We start from the raw sequence: 19,084 nt of genomic DNA on the forward strand, positions 1-19,084 counted from the left end.
GGCGCTGCTTAGCCGACGCGCGCCAAGAACTCGGTTGCCACCGGAACAACGCGCTCCCGATCGCGCGCCACCAACCCGATCCGGGTCCGCCGATCGACGATGTCGGAGACATCCAGCGCGCCCTCATGGGTTATCGCGTATTCGAATTCCGCTCTGCTGACGTCGATTCCCTCGACGACCGGTTCGGTGGGGCGTTCGCAGGTGGCGGAGGCAATCACCTTGGACGCCTCAGCCCCGTAACGCTGCACCAGTGACACCGGCAGCGCGGTGTCCGTCGCGGCGATCACCCCGGGGTTCGCCGGCGCTCCGATCAGCGGCAGATTGCGGGTCCGGCATTTCGCGGCGCGCAGCCGCCGTACCCGGATCGCGCGGTCCAGCACATCCTGTGCCATATAGCGGTATTCGGTGAGCTTGCCGCCGATCACGCTGATCACCCCCGACGCCGACTCCACGACGGCATGTTCGCGGGAGACGTCGGCGGTGCGGCCTTCGCCCGTGTCGATCAAGGGCCGTAGCCCGGCGTAGGCGCCGATCACGTCGGTGGCGGTGAGCCCGGTCCCCAATCCGGTGTTCACCGTGTCGAGCAGGAACGTGATCTCCTCGACCGAGGGTTCGGGCACATCGGGAATGGGGCCGGGAGCCGCCTCGTCGGTCAGCCCCAGATAGACGCGGCCCAGCTGTTCGGGCATGGCGAAAACGAAGCGGTTGAGTTCACCGGGAATCGGAATGGTCAGCGCCGCAGTCGGATTCCCGAAGGCCTGGGCATCGAACACCAGGTGCGTGCCGCGGCTGGGCCGCAACCGCAGCGAGCCGTCGATCTCGGCCGCCCACACCCCGGCCGCGTTGATGACGGCGCCCGCCGACACGTCGAACGATTCCCCTCCGCGCATGTCGGTCAGTCGCACCGAGGTCCCGGTGGCCCGTGATGCCGACACGTGGGTCAAAACTCGGGCGCCATGCTGCGCCGCGGTACGGGCGACCGCGGTGACCAGTCGGGCGTCGTCGATCAGTTGACCGTCGTAGGCCAGGAAGCCACCGTCCAGACCGTCGCGTCGCACGGTGGGCGCCATCTGCACGACACGCCCCGGCGAGATCCGGCGCGAGCCGGGCAGGGTCGACGCCGGGGTGCCGGCGAGGAACCGCAACGCGTCACCGGCCAAAAACCCGCCGCGCACCAGCGCCCGCTTGCCCGAACTCATCGACGGCAGCAACGGCACCAATTGGGGCATCGCACGAACCAGGTGAGGGGCGTTGCGCGTCATCAAGATTCCCCGCTCGATGGCGCTCCGGCGGGCAATGCCGACGTTGCCAGTCGCCAGGTAGCGCAGCCCGCCGTGGACCAGCTTGGAACTCCACCGGCTGGTGCCGAACGCGAGATCGTGCTTTTCCACCAGCGCCACCCGCAACCCGCGCGCCGCCGCATCCAACGCGATCCCGGCACCGGTGATGCCGCCGCCGATCACCACCACGTCCAACGGCTCACCGTCGGCGAGTGCGGTCAGATCGGCCGCGCGGCGCGTGGCATTCAAGGCGGTCGGGTCAGGTATCACGACAGATATCCATTCAGTGCGTGGGCAAGTTCGGTGACCAGCGCATCGGCGTCGAGCATCGACTCGACGATCCCGGCCGACTGAATGGTCGATTGCGCGATCAGCAGCACCATGGTCGCCATCTGGACGGGGTCCCCGCGCCGGACGCTACCGTGCCGTTGAGCCGCCCGCAGCCGGGCGGCAAGCGCGTCGATCAGCATGCGCTGGCTCGTCCCCAGGCGTTCGGTGATGTACGTCGACGCGAGATCCGAGTGCAGTACCGACATCACCAATCGGTCGGCCCGCAGCAGATTGGTCACCGTAACTATTTGTCGCACAAGCGATTCGCGATCCTCCCCGAGTAACGGCGCGTCGCGCATCGCTTCGGTGATGTGCTGGGTCAACAGCGCCGCCACGATCGACTGTGTGTCCGGCCACCGCCGGTACACCGTCGGCCTGCTGACGCCGGCGCGTCGGGCTATTTCGGCTAGCGTCACCCGGTCCACGCCGAAGTCCACCACGCAGCTGCCCGCCGCCGCGAGGATCCGCTCGCCGGTGTCCAGCTCTTTGTTACGGATTGACAGCATGTGTAATATTGTAATGCATGACCGACCTTCAGGGGCTTTTGCCACCGATGAAATGGAACGCATGGGGAGATCCCGCCGCGGCCAAGCCGCTGTCGGAGGGGATCCGGTCATTGCTGCAACAGGCCGTGGGGGTCGAGGGGTCCCGCACGGCCGAACTGCAACCCGACCAGGTGCAATTGCGCCCGTCGGCGTTGTCGCAGTCCGATCACAAGGCCCTGGCCGCCATCGTCGGCGCCGAATACTGTCGCACCGCGGACCCCGATCGGTTGCTGCATGCGGGCGGCAAGTCAACCATTGACCTGCTCAACCGCGCGCAGCCTGGCGTGCAGGATGCGCCCGACGCGATATTGCTGCCAGGTGACGACGACGCCGTTGCCGCGATCCTGCGCCACTGCACGCAACACCGCATCGCCGTCGTGCCCTTCGGCGGGGGCACCAGTGTGGTCGGCGGCCTCAACCCCGACCGTGGGGAGTTCTCCGCCGTCGTCTCGCTGGATCTGCGGCGCTTCGACCAACTGATCTCGCTGGACGACGTGTCCGGCCAGGCCGTTTTCGGGGCCGGGGTCACCGGTCCCCAGGCTGAGCGACTCCTTGGCGCACAAGGCTTTTCGCTCGGCCATTTCCCGCAGAGCTTCGAGTACGCCACCATCGGCGGCTTCGCCGCGACGCGCTCCTCCGGTCAGGACTCGGCGGGCTACGGCCGGTTCAACGACATGGTGCGTGGGCTACGGGTGGTCACTCCGGTGGGCACCATGGACCTGGGTCGCGCGCCAGAATCCGCCGCGGGTCCCGACCTGCGCCAGCTGTTGATCGGCTCGGAGGGCACCCTGGGCGTCATCACCCAGGTACGGCTGCGCGTGCACCGCGCGCCGGAAGCCGTCCGCTACGAGGCGTGGTCGTTCCCCGATTTCGAGACCGGGGCCGCGGCCCTGCGCGCCGTCACCCAGAATGCCACCGGCCCCACCGTCATTCGGCTCTCCGACGAAGCCGAGACCGCAGTGAACCTGGCCACCACCGAGTCGATCGGCGAGTCCCAGATCACCGGCGGATGCCTTGCCATCACCGCCTTCGAGGGCACCAAGGAACACGTCGAAAGCCGGCATGCCGAAACCAGCGCTCTGCTGGCGGCGCGGGGCGGAACCTCGCTGGGCGACGGTCCGGCGCAGGCGTGGGAGCGCGGCCGGTTCGGCGCACCGTACCTGCGCGATTCCCTGCTCGCGGCGGGCGCGCTGTGCGAAACGCTGGAGACCGCCACCAACTGGTCGAACGTTCCCGCGCTCAAAGCCGCTGTCAGCCAAGCACTTACCGACGCGCTCGCCGCGACAGGCACTCCCGCCTTGGTGATGTGCCACATCTCCCACGTCTACGCAGAAGGCGCCTCCTTGTACTTCACCGTCGTCGCCGGGCAACGGGGCAACCCGATCGAGCAGTGGAAAGCTGCCAAAAAGGCCGCGTCGGATGCCATCATGGCCACCGGCGGGACCATCACCCACCACCATGCGGTCGGTGCCGACCACCGCCCGTGGATGCGCGACGAGATCGGCGAGCTGGGAGTGCAGGTGTTACGCGCGGTCAAGCAGACATTGGATCCGGCCGGAATTCTCAACCCCGGCAAGCTGATTCCGTGACACCGCCGCGCCGCCGAGAAATCGGCAAGGTGATCGCGCTGACCAACCCCGTGTCGGGCCACGGCGCCGCGGTCCGCGCCGCCCAGCTCGCGATCGCCCGGCTGCACCGCCGGGGCGTGGAAGTAGTCGAAATCATCGGCGACGACGCGCAAGACGCGCGGCACCTGGTCGGCGCCGCCCTGGAGAAGGGCGCCGACGCGGTCATGGTGACCGGAGGCGACGGCGTCGTCTCCAACGCCCTGCAAGTGATGGCCGGCACCGACATCCCGCTGGGCGTGATTCCGGCCGGCACGGGCAACGACCACGCCCGCGAATTCGGCATTCCCACCAAGGATGCCGAGGCCGCCGCGGACATCGTCGTCGACGGCTGCACGGAATCCATTGACCTGGGCCTGATTCGGGATAGCAACGGCGTCGAGAAATGGTTCGGCACGGTGGCGGCCACCGGCTTCGATTCGCTGGTCACCGACCGCGCCAACCGGATGACCTGGCCGCACGGCCGGCTGCGCTACTACGTCGCGATGCTCGCCGAGCTGTCGCAGCTGCGGCTTTTGCCATTCCGCCTAATTCTCGACGGCACCGAAGAGCTCGACGCGGACATCACGCTGGCCGCCTTCGGCAACACCCGCAGCTACGGCGGGGGGATGCGGATCTGCCCCGGCGCCGACTACACCGACGGTCTGCTCGACATCACCATGGTGCACGAGGCATCCCGCACCAAGCTGGTCCGACTGTTCCCCACCGTGATGAAGGGCACCCACGTCAACCTCGATGAGGTGAGCACGGCCAGGGCCCGGTCAATCCATGTCGAGTGCCCCGGCATCAACGTCTACGCCGACGGCGACTTCGCCTGCGCGCTGCCGGCCGAGATCTCGGCGGTGCCGGGCGCGCTGCAGATCCTGCGGCCCACTGGCGAGCGGGAAACCTAACCGACGCCCCGGCTCAGCCAGGTCACCTCGCCGACGTCGCCGCCGTCGCGGTAGGGCTCGAGTGCCTCATCCCAGGCGGTGCCCAGCACCGAGTCCAGTTCCGCCGCCAAGGTGTCGGCGCCCTGCGCCATCATCGACCGCAGGCGCATCTCCCCGACCATGACGTCGCCGTTGGCGCTCATCGCGCCGCTCCACAGCCCGAGCTGTGGGGTGTGGCTGAACCGGTGGCCGTCGACTCCGGGGCTGGGGTCCTCGGTGACCTCGAACCGCAGCACGGACCAGGACCGCAGCGCGTTGGCCAGTTTGGCGCCGGTGCCCACCGGACCGACCCAGTTGGTGACCGCGCGCAGCTGCCCGGGCATCGCCGGCTGGGGCGTCCAGGTCAGATTCGCCTTGGCGCCCAGGGACGACGACAGCGCCCACTCGACATGCGGGCAAACCGCCGCGGGTGACGCGTGCACGTACACCACGCCGGTCGTCACGTCGGCGAATTGGTTCGACGCTCGCATATCCTGCTCCTTCGGTTCCACGAGGGACGTCTTCCCCAACGACCTGCGGACCCGACAAACAGGGCAGCGTGCTGAATTCTTCGATTTTTTGTGTGTCGTGCGTGTCTATTGTGCCTTGTGATACCCCTGTTGCGCTAGTGTGCGTTTCCCACTAGCTGTAAGCGGTTATCACGGCGTCAGAAATCGCCGGCCACGGCCCCAGCGCCCAGTCCCCGAATTCCCGGTCCGTGAGCACCACCAGCGCCAGGTCTTTTTGGGGATCTGCCCAGATGAAACCGCCTGCTTGGCCAAAATGTCCGTACGTTCGCGCGGAATTACCCGCGCCCGTCCAGTGCGGCGATTTCGTGTCCCGCAGCTCAAAACCCAGCCCCCAATCGTTGGGCCGCTGCACCCCGTAACCCGGCAGAACGCCGTCCAGACCGGGAAACTGCACGGTCGTCGCCTCGGCGTGCAGGTCCGGCGACACCGTCACCGGGCGCAACAGGTCCCCGGCGAACGCCGCCAGGTCCGCCACCGTCGACCTCGCCCCGAATCCGGCGGCCACCGCGCCGCCCTCCAGGACGGTCGCCGCCATGCCCAGCGGTTCGCATACCGCCTCGGTCAGGTAGCGCGCGAACTCGATGCCGGTCTGTTGCTCCACGGTCTGACCCAACACGGTGAAGCCCTGGTTGGAATAGATCCGGCGGGCACCGGGCGCGGCCAGCACCTGGTCGGAGTGCATCGACAGACCGGAAGTGTGGGCCAACAGGTGGCGGACGGTCGCGCCGGGCGGCCCGGCGGCCGTGTCGAGGTCGACCGCCCCTTCCTCGATAGCGACCTGCACGGCCCGGGCGGCCAGCGGCTTGGTCACCGACGCCAGTTCGAACACCCGCCCGGTGTCGCCGTGGCTGGCCAGCACACCATCAGATCCGATTACCGCCGCGGCGGCGGCCCCGACCGGCCAGTCGTTCAGGGCGTCGAGGGCCGCCATCACTTCCGGGCGATGTAGTAGTTGTTGATCGGGTCCGACTCGATCTCGGCCACGCTCACGTCGGCGAATCCGGCATCGCCCAGCATCGAGACGGCCAATTGCGTCCCCCAGGCGGTGCCCAGTCCGGCCCCGTCCAGCGCCAGCGACACCGTCATGCAGTGCATCAGCGACGTCGTGTACAGGTAGGTGCTCATCGGCACGCCGACGTTCTCCTCGAGCCGGCTCGACGCCTTGATGTCGGCCATCAGCAGCACGCCGCCGGGCCGCAGCGCCCGGTAGATGTTCTCCAGGACGCGCGCCGGCTGCGCCTGATCGTGGATGGCGTCGAAGACGGTGATGACGTCGTAGGCGTCCGCCTTGTCCAAGTCAGCCAGATTGTGGCTCTCGAAGGCGGCATTGGTCAGGCCGAGCTCCTCGGCTTCCCGGATCCCGGTGGCGATGGCCTGCTCGGAAAAGTCGATGCCGGTGAAGCGGCTGGCCGGAAACGCTTGTGCCATCACGTTGATGGCGTGTCCGCTGCCGCAGCCGAAATCCGCGACCTCGGCTCCGGACCGCAGGCGCTCCACCAGGCCGCCCACCAACGGCAGCACCACGTCGACCAACGCGGTGTCGTACACGACGCCGCTCTGCTCGGCCATCAACGCGTGAAAGCGGGGAAACTCGCTGTAGGGCAGACCGCCGCCGGCGCGAAAGCACCCGATGATTTTCTGTTCGACCTCGGCGAGCACCGGAAACAGCAGGGTCACCAGGGCCAGGTTGTCCGGTCCGGCCTCGCGCGTCAGCACCTTGGCGCGCTCCGCGGGCAACGAGTAACTGGCGGTGCCGGGGTCGTACTCGACCACGCGGCCGGTGGTCATGCCGGCCAACCACTCTCGGACGTAGCGCTCGTTCAATCCGGCGGCCGAGGCGATCTGCTCGCTGGTGGAGGGTGCCATCCCGGCCATCGTGTCCAGCAGGCCGGTCTGATGCCCGATGCTCAGCAACAGCGACAGGCTGGCGCCGTCGATCGCCGCGGTCATCCGTTCGGTGAATTCTTCGGTGGTTTCCAAAGCCGTCACGCACAGCGACGCTACACCCGGTCCATGGCTGGACAACCCGCCGAGAGATGTATGGCGACGGTCAGTAGGTTGGAGCCCATGAGTCAGACAGTGCGCGGCGTGATTTCACGTAAGAAGGGCGAGCCGGTCGAACTGGTCGACATCGTCGTCCCGGACCCCGGGCCCGGTGAGGCTCTGGTCGACGTCATCGCCTGCGGGGTGTGCCACACCGATCTGACCTACCGCGAGGGCGGCATCAACGACGAGTATCCGTTCCTGCTCGGCCACGAGGCCGCCGGCCGGGTCGAGGCGGTTGGGCCGGACGTGACCGCCGTCGCGCCAGGCGACTTCGTCGTGTTGAACTGGCGCGCGGTGTGCGGGCAGTGCCGGGCCTGCAAGCGCGGCCGGCCGCACCTGTGCTTCGACACCTTCAATGCCACGCAGAAGATGACGCTGACCGACGGCACCGAACTCACGCCCGCCCTGGGCATCGGGGCGTTCGCCGACAAGACGCTGGTGGCCGCCGGGCAGGCCACCTTGGTCAATCCCGAGGCCGACCCGGCGGTGGCGGGCCTGCTGGGTTGCGGGGTGATAGCCGGACTCGGCGCGGCGATCAACACCGGGGCGGTCACCCGGGATGACACCGTCGCGGTGATCGGTTGCGGCGGGGTGGGCGACGCCGCGATCGCCGGTGCGGCGCTGGTGGGCGCGCGGCGCATCATCGCCGTCGACACCGACAACACGAAACTGGACTGGGCCCGCAAGTTCGGCGCCACCCACACCGTCAACGCCCGCGAACTCGACGCGGTCGAGGCGATCAAGGACCTCACCGACGGGTTCGGCGCCAACGTGGTGATCGACGCGGTGGGCCGGCCCGAAACCTGGAAGCAGGCCTTCTACGCCCGCGACCTCGCCGGAACCGTTGTGCTGGTGGGTGTTCCGACCCCCGACATGCGCCTGGACATGCCGCTGGTGGACTTGTTCAGCCACGGCGGTTCGTTGAAGTCGTCGTGGTACGGCGATTGCCTGCCCGAACGCGACTTCCCCACCCTGATCGACCTGTATCTGCAGGGCCGGCTTCCCCTCGAGAAGTTTGTCTCCGAGCGAATCGGGCTAGACGGCATCGAGGAGGCGTTCGAGAAGATGCATGGCGGCAAGGTACTGCGATCGGTGGTTGTGCTCTGATGGTCGACATCGATCGGGTGGTCACCCACGGCACCTTTGAACTCGACGGCGGCAGTTGGGAAGTCGACAACAACATCTGGCTGATCGGCGACAACTCGAATGTCGTGGTGTTCGACGCTGCCCACGATGCGGCGCCGATCATCGAGGCCGTGGGGGGTCGCCATGTGGTGGCGGTGGTGTGCACGCACGGCCACAACGATCACGTCACGGTGGCGCCCGAACTCGGCAAGACGCTGGACGCACCTGTGCTGCTGCACCCCGCCGACGAAGTTCTGTGGCGAATGACCCACCCGGACAAGGATTTTCGCACCATATCCGATGGGGAGACGTTGAAGATCGCCGGCACCGAGCTGAAAGCGTTGCACACTCCGGGTCACTCCCCTGGATCGGTGTGTTGGTACGTGCACGACCTGGGCGTCGTATTCAGCGGCGACACCTTGTTCGCCGGCGGCCCCGGCGCCACCGGGCGTTCGCACTCCGACTTCCCGACGATTCTGGAGTCGATTTCCGGGCGGCTGGGCAAGCTGCCCGGCGAGACCGTCGTGCATACCGGCCATGGGGACAGCACGACGATCGGCGAGGAGATCGTGCACTACGAGGAATGGGTGGCCCGCGGCCACTGAGTACTCCACACTGTTCAAGGAGTGATAAGCATGGCCAGCAACCTCGTCGCCACCGTGCCCGATCTGTCGGGAAAACTGGCGGTCGTCACCGGAGCGAACAGCGGTTTGGGTTTCGGGCTGGCTCGGCGACTCTCGGCCGCGGGCGCCGACGTCGTCATGGCCATTCGTAACCGGGCCAAAGGGGAAAGGGCGATCGAGGAGATCCGCACCACGGTTCCCGGGGCCAAGCTGACCATCAAATCGCTCGACCTGTCGTCGCTGGCCTCCGTCGCCGCGCTCGGCGAGCAGCTCAATGCCGACGGCCGACCGATCGACATCCTGATCAACAACGCCGGGGTCATGACGCCGCCGGAGCGCGACACCACCGCGGACGGCTTCGAATTGCAGTTCGGCAGTAACCATCTCGGGCACTTCGCGCTGACCGGGCATCTGCTGCCGCTGTTGCGCGCCGCCCAGAGCCCTCGCGTCGTCTCGCTGAGCAGCCTCGCCGCGCGCCAAAGCGGCAAGATCCACTTCGACGACCCGCAGTTCGAGCAGTCCTACGCGGCGATGTCGGCCTACGGCCAGTCGAAGCTGGCGGTGTTGATGTTCGCCCTCGAGTTGGACCGGCGCAGCCGGGCGGCCGGCTGGGGCATCATGTCCAACGCCGCACACCCCGGCCTGACCAAGACCAACCTGCAGGTCGCCGGCCCTTCGCACGGTCGCGAGAAGCCCGCGCTGATGGAGCGGTTGTACAAGGCGTCCTGGCGCTTCACGCCGTTCCTGTGGCAGAAGATCGACGAGGGGATTCTGCCGGCGTTGTACGCGGCGGCCGCGCCGCACGCCGAAGGCGGCGCGTTCTATGGGCCCCGGGGACCCTTCGAGGCCGCCGGCGGCGGGGTGGCTTTGGCGAAGGTTCCCCAGCGCGCGCGCAACGAAGACGACTGCCGGCGGCTGTGGGAGCTTTCGGCGCAGCTTACCGGCGTGAGCTATCCGACGACGAACTGATAATCAGCGCAACGATTATCGTTGATCCATGCGGCCCGAACCCCAGATGCCCGAATCGAGCATCGTGGTGCGGCCCGAACCCGACTACGCCGAGGCGTCGCGGCTGCGGGCCGCCGGTTTGGCACAGGCGATCGCGGCGTTCGAGCGGGCCGCCGAAGAGGTGACGCTGCCCAAAGCCCCGCAGCCGATCGTCATCGCCGACTACGGCGCCGCCAACGGCCACAATTCGCTGAAGCCGCTGTCGGCGGCAATCGCGGTGTTGCGTCGCCGCACCCGCCACGATCACGCAATCCTGGTGGCGCACACCGACGTACCGCGAAACGACTTCGCGGCGCTGTTCTCGACGGTGGCCGACGATCCGGAAAGCTATCTGCACTCGGACACCGCGACGTTCACCTCGGCGGTCGGCCGATCGTTCTATGACCAGATCGTGCCGTCCAAGACGGTCAACCTGGGTTGGACGTCGTGGGCAATCCAATGGCTGAGCCGAACTCCGTGCGAGGTGCACGATCACGTGCACGTCTCGCACAGCAGGGACGAGGCCGTGCGGTCGGCCTTCGCCGACCAGGCCGCGCTGGACTGGCACAACTTCGTCGCCTTCCGCGGCCGCGAGCTGGCCCCCGAGGGCCGGCTGGTGGCGTTGACGCCGGCCGCCGACGAGGACGACACGGCGGGGTTCGCCCCGCTGCTCGATGCCATCGTCGACGCGCTGGGCGACCAAGTGCGCGACGGTCTGCTGAGTTCAGATGAGCTGCGGCGCATGATGATTCCGACGTTTCCCCGTGCCGAGAAGGATTTCCGTGCCCCGTTCGCTCCGAAGGGCCGGTTCGAAGGCCTGATGATCGAGCACCTCGAGATGTTCAACGCCGAGGATCGATTTTGGGCTCGTTACCGGTTGGACCGTGACGCAGAGGCTTTCGGCGCGCAGTGGGCGGCCTTTGCTCGCTTCGCGCTGTTCCCCTCCCTGGTGGCCGCGCTCGACGGTGGGATCCACGACGGGCGAGCGGCGAAGTTCGCCGAGCAGCTGGAGGCCGGGCTCGCCGAGCGCCTGTCGAGCGCACCCGAGCCGATGTGGATTCCGCAGGCGTTGGTTGTGCTGGTCAAGCGCGACACAGCGCAGCGATGAGAGTTTCGGCACAACGGTACTGCGGGTAACCCCTAGCAATCGTCAACCTGCGACCGCGAAGGGGTAGACGCATGAGCGTGCAAGACGATAAAGGGACTGAGAACGACAAGTCGACCGAGGAAGATACGCAGTCGGAGCGAGCCAAGCAAGCTGATCAAACCAATCAAGGGGACGATGAGCAGCGGGTGACGGAGAAACCCGAGCCGGACGACGACGATAAGCAGAAGGCCGCCGAAATGATGGAGGCCTACAAAGAAAAGCCCACGATCGTCCTGCCCGGCACCGGCGGAAGCGTGTCCGGCACCGCGGTCAACGACTGGCTGGACGAAGACGGCAATCCCAAGCACGAAGAACCCGAGGGTTCGGATGCTCAGGACTCGGACGCCCAAGGCTCGGATGCGCAGGATTCTGACGCGGAGCAGGGTGCTGGCCAGCGCGACGAACAGGCGCTGAAGGAGCAGATCGAAAAGGACAAGGCCCTCAACGAGAAGCTGAGAGAAGCCGCCCAGGAGGAGAACAAGGGCGAAAAGGGTTGAGCCGGAAGGAAATTCCCGAACTCAATGCCCGGGCAGCGGCCCCAATCCGCTGATCCCCAGGTTGCCCGCGATCCCCTGAATGATCTCGTTGACTCGGTCGAGCCCGGGAATGGGTTCGTTGACGCCCGGAATGGGGGGAATCGGTGGGGCCGCCACCCTGCGCGGAGTCGCAGGACGCGCGGGCGCCGCCGGTGGGGCTGCCTGGGGAGTCGCCCCGGGTGTGGTGGTCATCGGCGTCTCGGTCTCGGCGGGTGGCGTGGTGTCGGAAGTTGACGGCACCGGAACTTCCGGTGGCGGCGCGGCGGGTTGGCCGGTTGCGCTGTTGGGCGCCGCCGGCGCCGTGCTCCGGATCGGCGTTGGTGTGGTCGCCGATTTGTTCTGCGAGGTCAGGCCGATCGCCACGGCGGTCCCGACCAGCAGCACCGCCGCGACCGTGATGATTATTGCCGCCGCCGGCAGCAGATGCCCTCGAGCAGACAGCTTCTTGCGTGTGGCGGTTTCGGGTGCGGCCTCGGCCACCCCGGTCGGCTCGGCGCTCGCGGTCGCTTCCGTGCGCGGATCCGGCCGCGCCGACGTCCGAACGGTCACGGCGGCGGGCGCGGCGGTCACGGCGGCGGGCGCCGCGGGTGCGGAGAGCGTCGCGCCGGCGTCGCCGGGACCGTGCGCCACCCGCAACGCGGCGCCGACCGCGGCCGTGAGCTGCGGGCGCGGCGTCGTTGCCACGGGAACGCGGAAATGCCTAGACAGCGAGGTGATGACCGTCGGCAGGTTCGCCCCACCACCCGTCGAGACTATCGCGACGAGGTCGCGAATTCCGTTACGCGTCAACGCTTCTTCCAGCGCCGCGATCACGCCGCCCAGTGGAGGGCGGATCGCGTCGTCAAGTTCGTGCCGGGTGAGCCGGACTTCACCGCGCGTACCGGTCAGCCCGTCGGTCAGCGTGGCGACCATGCTCGAGGACAGCTGTTCCTTGGCGATCCGGCACGCGCTGCGCAGGCGGCTCAGCGAGCCGATCGCCGCGGTGCCCGTCGGGAACGCACCGGTGGTCGGCATGTTGGCGATGGCGACGCCCAGCAGCGCCTGATCGACCAGGTCGCCGCAGAAATCGCGGTGCCGAACGGTCGGGGCCAGCGCGCGGTAGTCCCCGCCGGCGTCCATCAACGTGATGTTGGTGCCGCTGCCGCCGAAATCGCAGACCGCCACGGTTCCGCCCGGCGGTATGCCCGGATTGGTGCGCACGGCGAGCAGCGTCGCCGCGGCGTCGGGGATCAGCAGGATGGGGCGCGCCCGTTGCGACCATTCGGGGACCTCGCTCAGGGCGGCGCCGAGGACATCCACAGCGTGTGACTCCCAGTGCGCCGGATACGTCACCGCGACGTCGTCGGGCACGGCATGGCCGCCGGTGGCGGCGTGCGCGAGCGCCCGCAACGCGTCGGCGATCAATATCTCGCTGCGGTGCACGGAGCCGTCGACCGCCACGACGCCACGCGCGTCGCCGACACGGTTGACGAAGCCGGTGATCACCACGCCCGGCCCCCGCAGTCCGGGGTTCTCCGCGGGGATGCCGACCTCGGCGGGACGATCCGGATAGAGCGTCAGAACGGGCTTGCGAGTGATGGCGTTGTCGCTGGTGACGGCCGCGAGGTTGGTGGATCCGATCGACAAGCCCAGCGCTGTCCCGACTCCATTGGCCATATCCCGATTCCCCGTATCCACAGCACCAACTCGCATCCGGCTAGGCGTCATTGTGCCGCCGCAGTCTGTATTCCGTGTCAGCGGCGGCTATGCGCCCGCTGTGTGCCGTCAGCGGATGCTGCCCTCGCCGGCGATCAGCGGCAGGTCGAGGGGGGTGACCCAGCCCGGCCGCAGGTCGTTGACGGCGGGGACGGCATTGAGTGCGCGCAGGCCGGTCGCCAGGCATCCGGCCGCGGCCGCGTCCCGGCCCGAACCGTCGGTGAAGCGGAACGCCGTCTCCTGGAAGATGCTCGGGGTGCCCTCGATGTCCACGCGGTAGACGTCGTTGTCGTGGCCGGTGGGCCAGTCGGGGGCCGCGTCGAGCCCGATCCGGTTGACGTGCTCGAGCTGGATGCGGGTCTCGCCCTGGTAGACGCCGTTGATGGTGAACCGGACCGCGGCCACGTGCCCTGGCTTGATGACGCCCCTGGCCGAGTTGCGCTCCGTCGGGGTCACCCACTTGTCCCAGGTGGTGGTGATTTCGTCGAGCATGATGCCGGCGGCGTGCGCGATCATCGGGACGGTGGCGCCCCAGGCGAAGATCAGCATGTCGCGGTCTTCCAGCATCGGTTTGAACTCCGGCTCGCGGCCGATGCCCATCTCGAATTCGTAGTCGCCCTCGTAGTTGGTGTAGTCGAGCAACTCCGAAGCCCGGACCCGGCGCACCTCGGAGCACAGGCCCATCAAGGTCATCGGAAACAGGTCGTTGGCGAACCCGGGATCGATGCCGGTGGTGAAGCAGGACGACTCCCCCAGCTCGCACGCCTCGGTGATCGGCTGGATCCAGTTCGGCGGGTTGAGGCTCATGGTGGGCCAGACCCACGGCGTCATCGCCGTCGAGCACACGTCGATGCCGGCCCGCAGGAACCGGGTGATCAGCGAGATGTTCTCCTTGGCATGCATCGCGGTCGGGCCGTAGTGAACCAGCGCATCGGGCTTCAGGGCGATCAGCGCATCGACGTCGTCGGTGGCGGTGATCCCGACCGGCTCGGGCAGCCCGCAAATCTCGCCCACATCGCGGCCGACCTTGCCGGGATTGCTGACGCCGACGCCGACCAACTCGAACAACGGATGCTTGACGATCTCGGCGATCACCATCTTGCCGACGAAGCCGGTTCCGTACACCACCACTCGCTTTGAGCCGTGTTCCGCCATGCGTTTACGCCACCTTTCCGCCTTACCAGCCGAACTTCACATTAAGCTTCCCTACCGTCGCTCGTGGTGACACGATGCAATTCATGATGAAGCACCTCACCGGACCTTCGGTCCTGTTGGCCGTCGGTTTCGGATTCGCGAACGCGTGCGGCGTGGCCCACGCCCTGCCCCAGATGCCGAAGGTCCGCTATGAGGTCAACGGGCCCGCGGTCGCCGAGTTCATCTACTACCAAACCGACGACGGGCAACTGCACCAGGTGAACGCGCCGCTGCCCTGGTCGACGGAGTTCACCGGCTTTGGCGGGGAAGTGTTCACCATCAGCGCGCAGGGGCCCGGCCCGATTTCCTGCAAGATCCTGCTGGACGGCAACGTGGTGAGCGCCGCGACGGCAACCACCGGTACGCCCGCCAGAACGGTCTGCACGCACTGACCCAGCGCTCCCCTTTGCCACCTCGAAGGAGGTCTAGATGAGCCTCAAGACGGGTCCCAAGAACGCCCTGGCGCCGCGGACGAACGGGGCGCCACCGTCCGACATTTCGCTCGCCGACATCCATCTCGACTCGCTGGACTTCTGGGGGTTGGACGACGACATCCGCGACGGCGCCTTCGCCACACTGCGCCGCGAGGCGCCGATCTCGTTCTGGCCCGCGATCGAGTACGAGGGCTTCGAACCCGGTGGCGGGCATTGGGCGCTGACCAAACACGATGACGTGTACTTCGCGAGCCGTCACCCCGAAATCTTCAGCTCCAGCCCCAACATCACCATCAACGACAACACGCCGGAGATCAGCGAATACTTCGGTTCGATGATCGTGCTGGACGATCCGCGGCACCAGCGGCTGCGCTCGATCGTGAGCCGCGCGTTCACCCCGAAAGTGGTGGCGCGCATCGAGGCGTCGGTCCGCGAGCGGGCCCGCCGGCTGGTCGCGTCGCTGGTCGCCAATCATCCCGAGGGAGAGGCCGAGCTGGTCAGCGAGCTCGCCGGTCCCCTGCCCTTGCAGGTCATCTGCGACATGATGGGCATCCCCGAAGACGATTATCAGCGCATATTCCATTGGACCAATGTGATTTTGGGGTTCGGCGACCCGGATCTGGCCACGGATTTCAACGAGTTCCTTCAGGTGTCGATGGACATCGGCGCCTACGCCAGCGCGCTGGCCGAGGACCGGCGAACCAACCACCACGACGACCTGACCACCAGCCTGGTGGAGGCCGAGGTCGACGGGGAACGGCTGTCCTCGGCGGAGATCGCGTCCTTCTTCATCCTGCTGGTGGTAGCCGGCAACGAGACGACGCGCAACGCGATCAGCCACGGTGTGCTGGCGTTGTCCCGTTACCCCGCCGAGCGGGAGAAGTGGTGGTCAAACTTCGACCGCCTGACCCCCACCGCCGTCGAGGAGATCGTGCGGTGGGCCTCCCCGGTGATCTACATGCGACGCACCTTGACCCGGGACTTCAAGCTCGGCGGCACCAAGATGAAGGCCGGCGACAAGGCCACGCTGTGGTACAACTCGGCAAACCGCGACGAGTCGACGTTCAACGATCCCTGGGTTTTCGACGTCGCCCGCACACCCAATCCGCACTTCGGTTTCGGCGGCGGCGGAGCCCATTTCTGCCTCGGCGCCAACCTGGCTCGCCGTGAGATCAGGGTCGTCTTCGACGAATTGCGCCGCGAGATACCCGACATCGTCGCGACGGACGAGCCCGCGCGACTGCTGTCGCAGTTCATCCACGGCATCAAAACCCTGCCGGTGGCCTGGACCCCGCCCCGGTAGCCCCGGGCCCAATTCCCCTCTGTGCGAAGCTATATCGCCTTCTCGAATCCGACAGCGCATGCGCGAGCGGATTCGGGGCTTACGCTGACCACGTGACCATTCCCGCGTTTCCGGCCGCCGAGGTGCTGGCCGCCCGCCAAAAACTCGTGCTCGACCACTTCCACGACGAGGTTCGCCAAGCCTGGGACGACGTCTTGTCGACCTTTCCCCATCCGCGCTACGAGCTGATCCCCCAGATGCTGGTGCACGACGGCGACGAGGCGGTGCGCGAGTACTACGCCTATACGCGGACCGCGTTTCCCGACCAGGACCACGAAATCATCGCGGTGCGCCACAGCGCCGACGCGGTGATCGTCGAGTTCTGGCTGATGGGCACGCACCGCGGCTACCTGGGCAAGGTCCCGCCCACGGGCAGCCGGTTCCGCGTCCGCATGACCGCGTACTTCGTCTTCGACGACACGGAAACCCTTGTCTGCGAACGTATCTACTTCGACACGCTGACCATGATCAAGCAGCTGCTGGGTGGGCTGGACATGAAGAGGCCGGCCAATTGGTGGCTGGCCGCGCGCTGCCTGCGCGGGTTCTTGTCGATGTCGTCTGAAAAGCCGGACCCGGCGCTGACCGACACGCGCGCCTTTGCGGGCTAGGAGATCATGTAGTCGCTGAGAGGAAAGGCCCGGGATTCTCGCACTGAATTGAGCGTCGACGTCGGCCGCAGCAGCGACGCCTCACCGCTGGGGCTGAAGTAGTACGAACGCGACGTGGCGCAGTTACCGGCGTAGAACACGGAGTTGTCCAGCAGTTTGGTCATCCGATCCATGAATCGGTCGGTGGCCTCCTCGGTCACCTCGAAGGTCGTCGCGCCGCGCCGCTTGACCTCGCCGAGCAGCCGGTCCATGTGCCGCATCTGGTATTCGATGGTGTGGAAGAAGGACAGTCCGGAGAAGGCGAACGGGCTTGCCAAGCCCAAGTAGTTCGGGAAGAAGGGCATGGAGACGCCCTGGTAGGCCTGAAACCTGGTCTCTCGCCACCACTTACCCAGATTGCGGCCCTTGCGCCCGACAACCTCGATGGCCGGGAAGTTGGCCTCCCACAGGTCGAACCCGGTCGCCAGCACCAGCGTGTCGATGACGGTCTTGCGCCCGTCTGCGGTGACGATGCCGTCGTGCTCGATCCGTTCGATCGAGTTGGTCTCCAGGTGCACGTGCGGCTTGGTGAAAGCGCGATAGAAGCCGTTGGAAAAGGTGGGCCGCTTGCAGCCCATGTCGTAGTCCGGCGTCAACTTGGCGCGCAGTTCCTTGTCCCGGATCCACCGGAATCGGGACATCTTGGCCAGGTCGGAGGCCGAAATGTTGCCGCGCCCCCGTGACTCCCGGAAGTGCAGCGCGCCCACGACCATGATGATCTCGAGGATGATGTCGGTCACCCAGCGCAGCGCGCGCTGCGCCGCCGGCACCCGAGCGAACAGGCGACGCACCGCCGGGGAGAACTCGAAGTCGACCTTGGGGATCACGTGTGTCGCGGTGCGTTGGTAGACGGTCAGCTCGCCGGCCTCCTTGGCCAGCTCCGGGACGACCTGCACGGCGGACGCGCCCGTCCCGATGACCGCAATGCGCCGCCCCGCGTAGCTGTAGCCGTGGTCCCACGCCGTGGTGTGGACCACCTTCCCTTGGAAACTCGCGATGCCCGGGATGTCCGGCATGCGCGGCTGGGACAGGAATCCGGTGGCGGTGATCAGGAAGCGTGTTTTCAGCGTTTCGCCGCCCGCCAGCGCGACCCGCCACTCGGCGGCGTCGTCGTCCCACTGGGCGCCCTCGACGGTCGTGTTGAACCGCATGTGGCGGCGCACGTCGTACTTGGTGGCCACGTCCTGCGCGTAAGCCTTCACCTCGGCACCCGGCGCAAACAGCCGTGACCAGTCCGGCTTGGGCTCGAACCAGTACGAGTACGTAGTGGAGGGAATGTCGACAGCGATGCCCGGGTAGTGGTTTACGTGCCAAGTGCCACCCAGGTCGTCCTCGCGGTCGAGGATGATGAAGTTGTCAAATCCGAGGCGCTTCAGCTGAATAGCGGCGCCGATGCCGCCGAAACCTGCGCCTACGATGATCGCGTCGAAACGCTCCGTGTTCACAGCCTCGCTCCGTGCTACGTGATTGCGTACTTAAGGAATCATAAGCTTTCCCTAAGATACGCGACTCTAATAGGGCGCCACGCCGAGCGCATCCGAGCTTTGCCAGTATGTGATCTTGTCGACACAACTGGGTCAATCCGTCGACACGTCACCATGCCTGGTCAACCGGGTGATTAACCGCGTAAACGGCGTGTCAACGCGCCGCAGTCGTCATCTTGTGGCCGGCCCGGCCGCGGACGTCCCCTGTAGTCGGCCCAGAAAATCGTGGCATCGCCGGGCGCGTTCGGAGTCCTGAGCCATTACTTCGTTGAAGAAAGACTCGACATCCTCCAAACCCGCGTTCTTCGCGTCACGCGCGTACTGGCCATAATCGTGCCCCGCCTTCAGCGAGTGATATTGAAGGGAAATAAGATCGAAAGTTACGTCGTCGAATCCCGTTTCACCCGTTGCCATGTCGCCACCTCCTGACACTGAGCGCCGATCTGGTACTCGCCGTCTCCGGCTACCCTGAATGGACAACACCAAACGACGACTCGAATGGTTTTTTCGGCAAGCCGCTGCGCGACGGCCGCACCGGTCCGATGGCGGCGACGCCGCCGCCATCTACCGCGGTATACAGGAAAACATCACTCAATGGTTGGC

Annotated in this window: 19 protein-coding genes; 10 read left to right on the forward strand and 9 right to left on the reverse strand. The window is 67.0% G+C overall.

The window, feature by feature from the left end; translation table 11 throughout:
• Positions 1-8: 8 nt before the first annotated feature.
• On the reverse strand, positions 9-1,550 hold the full coding sequence (locus AC5Y7E_RS21505; protein WP_499950673.1) for a glycerol-3-phosphate dehydrogenase/oxidase: 1,542 nt from the start codon (positions 1,548-1,550) through the stop codon (positions 9-11).
• Positions 1,547-2,116, reverse strand: coding sequence for a TetR/AcrR family transcriptional regulator (locus AC5Y7E_RS21510; RefSeq protein WP_499915821.1), 570 nt, complete (start codon positions 2,114-2,116; stop codon positions 1,547-1,549). Before AC5Y7E_RS21510 ends, AC5Y7E_RS21505 begins: the two co-directional genes overlap by 4 nt.
• 47 nt (positions 2,117-2,163) lie before the next feature.
• On the opposite strand from AC5Y7E_RS21510, the gene AC5Y7E_RS21515 reads away from it, so the two are divergent.
• On the forward strand, positions 2,164-3,744 hold the full coding sequence (locus AC5Y7E_RS21515; RefSeq protein WP_499950738.1) for an FAD-binding oxidoreductase: 1,581 nt from the start codon (positions 2,164-2,166) through the stop codon (positions 3,742-3,744).
• On the forward strand, positions 3,741-4,673 hold the full coding sequence (locus AC5Y7E_RS21520; RefSeq protein ID WP_499950674.1) for a diacylglycerol kinase: 933 nt from the start codon (positions 3,741-3,743) through the stop codon (positions 4,671-4,673). Before AC5Y7E_RS21515 ends, AC5Y7E_RS21520 begins: the two co-directional genes overlap by 4 nt.
• Here the strand turns inward: AC5Y7E_RS21520 and AC5Y7E_RS21525 are convergent.
• From AC5Y7E_RS21525 to AC5Y7E_RS21535, 3 genes are all read right to left on the reverse strand, one after another.
• Positions 4,670-5,182, reverse strand: coding sequence for a DUF3145 domain-containing protein (locus AC5Y7E_RS21525; RefSeq protein WP_067132670.1), 513 nt, complete (start codon positions 5,180-5,182; stop codon positions 4,670-4,672). The genes AC5Y7E_RS21520 and AC5Y7E_RS21525 overlap by 4 nt on opposite strands.
• A 151-nt stretch (positions 5,183-5,333) precedes the next feature.
• Positions 5,334-6,152 (reverse strand): serine hydrolase domain-containing protein, encoded by an 819-nt coding sequence (locus AC5Y7E_RS21530; RefSeq protein ID WP_499950675.1) that lies wholly within the window; start codon positions 6,150-6,152, stop codon positions 5,334-5,336.
• Entirely contained in the window at positions 6,152-7,171 is a 1,020-nt protein-coding gene (locus tag AC5Y7E_RS21535) for a class I SAM-dependent methyltransferase (protein ID WP_499950739.1), read from the reverse strand. Before AC5Y7E_RS21535 ends, AC5Y7E_RS21530 begins: the two co-directional genes overlap by 1 nt.
• 117 nt (positions 7,172-7,288) lie before the next feature.
• Here AC5Y7E_RS21535 and AC5Y7E_RS21540 point away from each other — a divergent pair, with 117 nt between their 5' ends.
• From AC5Y7E_RS21540 to AC5Y7E_RS21560, 5 genes are all read left to right on the forward strand, one after another.
• Positions 7,289-8,374: an S-(hydroxymethyl)mycothiol dehydrogenase gene (locus AC5Y7E_RS21540; RefSeq protein WP_499950676.1), complete on the forward strand. Its 1,086-nt coding sequence runs from the start codon at positions 7,289-7,291 to the stop codon at positions 8,372-8,374.
• Positions 8,374-8,997, forward strand: a complete 624-nt coding sequence (locus AC5Y7E_RS21545) for an MBL fold metallo-hydrolase (protein ID WP_499950677.1) — start codon at positions 8,374-8,376, stop codon at positions 8,995-8,997. Before AC5Y7E_RS21540 ends, AC5Y7E_RS21545 begins: the two co-directional genes overlap by 1 nt.
• 30 nt (positions 8,998-9,027) lie before the next feature.
• On the forward strand, positions 9,028-9,984 hold the full coding sequence (locus tag AC5Y7E_RS21550) for an SDR family oxidoreductase (protein ID WP_499950678.1): 957 nt from the start codon (positions 9,028-9,030) through the stop codon (positions 9,982-9,984).
• Between the two features lie 28 nt (positions 9,985-10,012).
• Positions 10,013-11,110 (forward strand): class I SAM-dependent methyltransferase, encoded by a 1,098-nt coding sequence (locus tag AC5Y7E_RS21555; protein ID WP_499950679.1) that lies wholly within the window; start codon positions 10,013-10,015, stop codon positions 11,108-11,110.
• A gap of 71 nt (positions 11,111-11,181) precedes the next feature.
• Positions 11,182-11,646 carry a hypothetical protein gene (locus AC5Y7E_RS21560; RefSeq protein ID WP_499950680.1) on the forward strand — a complete coding sequence of 155 codons (465 nt, stop codon included), beginning with the start codon at positions 11,182-11,184 and terminating at the stop codon, positions 11,644-11,646.
• Between the two features lie 21 nt (positions 11,647-11,667).
• Here AC5Y7E_RS21560 and AC5Y7E_RS21565 read toward each other — a convergent pair whose 3' ends face one another.
• Together AC5Y7E_RS21565 and AC5Y7E_RS21570 are read right to left on the reverse strand one after the other, a co-directional pair.
• The gene (locus tag AC5Y7E_RS21565; protein WP_499950681.1) at positions 11,668-13,341 is read right to left on the reverse strand and encodes an Hsp70 family protein; all 1,674 of its coding nucleotides are present in this window, start codon (positions 13,339-13,341) and stop codon (positions 11,668-11,670) included.
• A gap of 108 nt (positions 13,342-13,449) precedes the next feature.
• The gene (locus AC5Y7E_RS21570; RefSeq protein WP_499950682.1) at positions 13,450-14,535 is read right to left on the reverse strand and encodes an NAD(P)H-dependent amine dehydrogenase family protein; all 1,086 of its coding nucleotides are present in this window, start codon (positions 14,533-14,535) and stop codon (positions 13,450-13,452) included.
• Between the two features lie 83 nt (positions 14,536-14,618).
• Between AC5Y7E_RS21570 and AC5Y7E_RS21575 the strand changes: the two genes are divergently transcribed.
• The 3 genes from AC5Y7E_RS21575 (at position 14,619) to AC5Y7E_RS21585 (ending at position 16,958) form a co-directional block, all read left to right on the forward strand.
• Positions 14,619-14,966 carry an MmpS family transport accessory protein gene (locus AC5Y7E_RS21575; RefSeq protein WP_499915801.1) on the forward strand — a complete coding sequence of 116 codons (348 nt, stop codon included), beginning with the start codon at positions 14,619-14,621 and terminating at the stop codon, positions 14,964-14,966.
• A 37-nt stretch (positions 14,967-15,003) separates the two neighbouring features.
• Positions 15,004-16,311: a cytochrome P450 gene (locus tag AC5Y7E_RS21580; protein ID WP_499950683.1), complete on the forward strand. Its 1,308-nt coding sequence runs from the start codon at positions 15,004-15,006 to the stop codon at positions 16,309-16,311.
• 92 nt (positions 16,312-16,403) lie between these two features.
• Entirely contained in the window at positions 16,404-16,958 is a 555-nt protein-coding gene (locus AC5Y7E_RS21585) for an ester cyclase (protein ID WP_499915797.1), read from the forward strand.
• On the opposite strand, the gene AC5Y7E_RS21590 is transcribed toward AC5Y7E_RS21585, so the two are convergent.
• Entirely contained in the window at positions 16,955-18,442 is a 1,488-nt protein-coding gene (locus tag AC5Y7E_RS21590; RefSeq protein ID WP_499950684.1) for a flavin-containing monooxygenase, read from the reverse strand. The genes AC5Y7E_RS21585 and AC5Y7E_RS21590 overlap by 4 nt on opposite strands.
• A gap of 210 nt (positions 18,443-18,652) precedes the next feature.
• Positions 18,653-18,895, reverse strand: coding sequence for an acyl carrier protein (locus AC5Y7E_RS21595; protein WP_499950685.1), 243 nt, complete (start codon positions 18,893-18,895; stop codon positions 18,653-18,655).
• Positions 18,896-19,084 lie beyond the last annotated feature (189 nt).

Source organism: Mycobacterium sp. NGS17 (genome assembly GCF_059813205.1).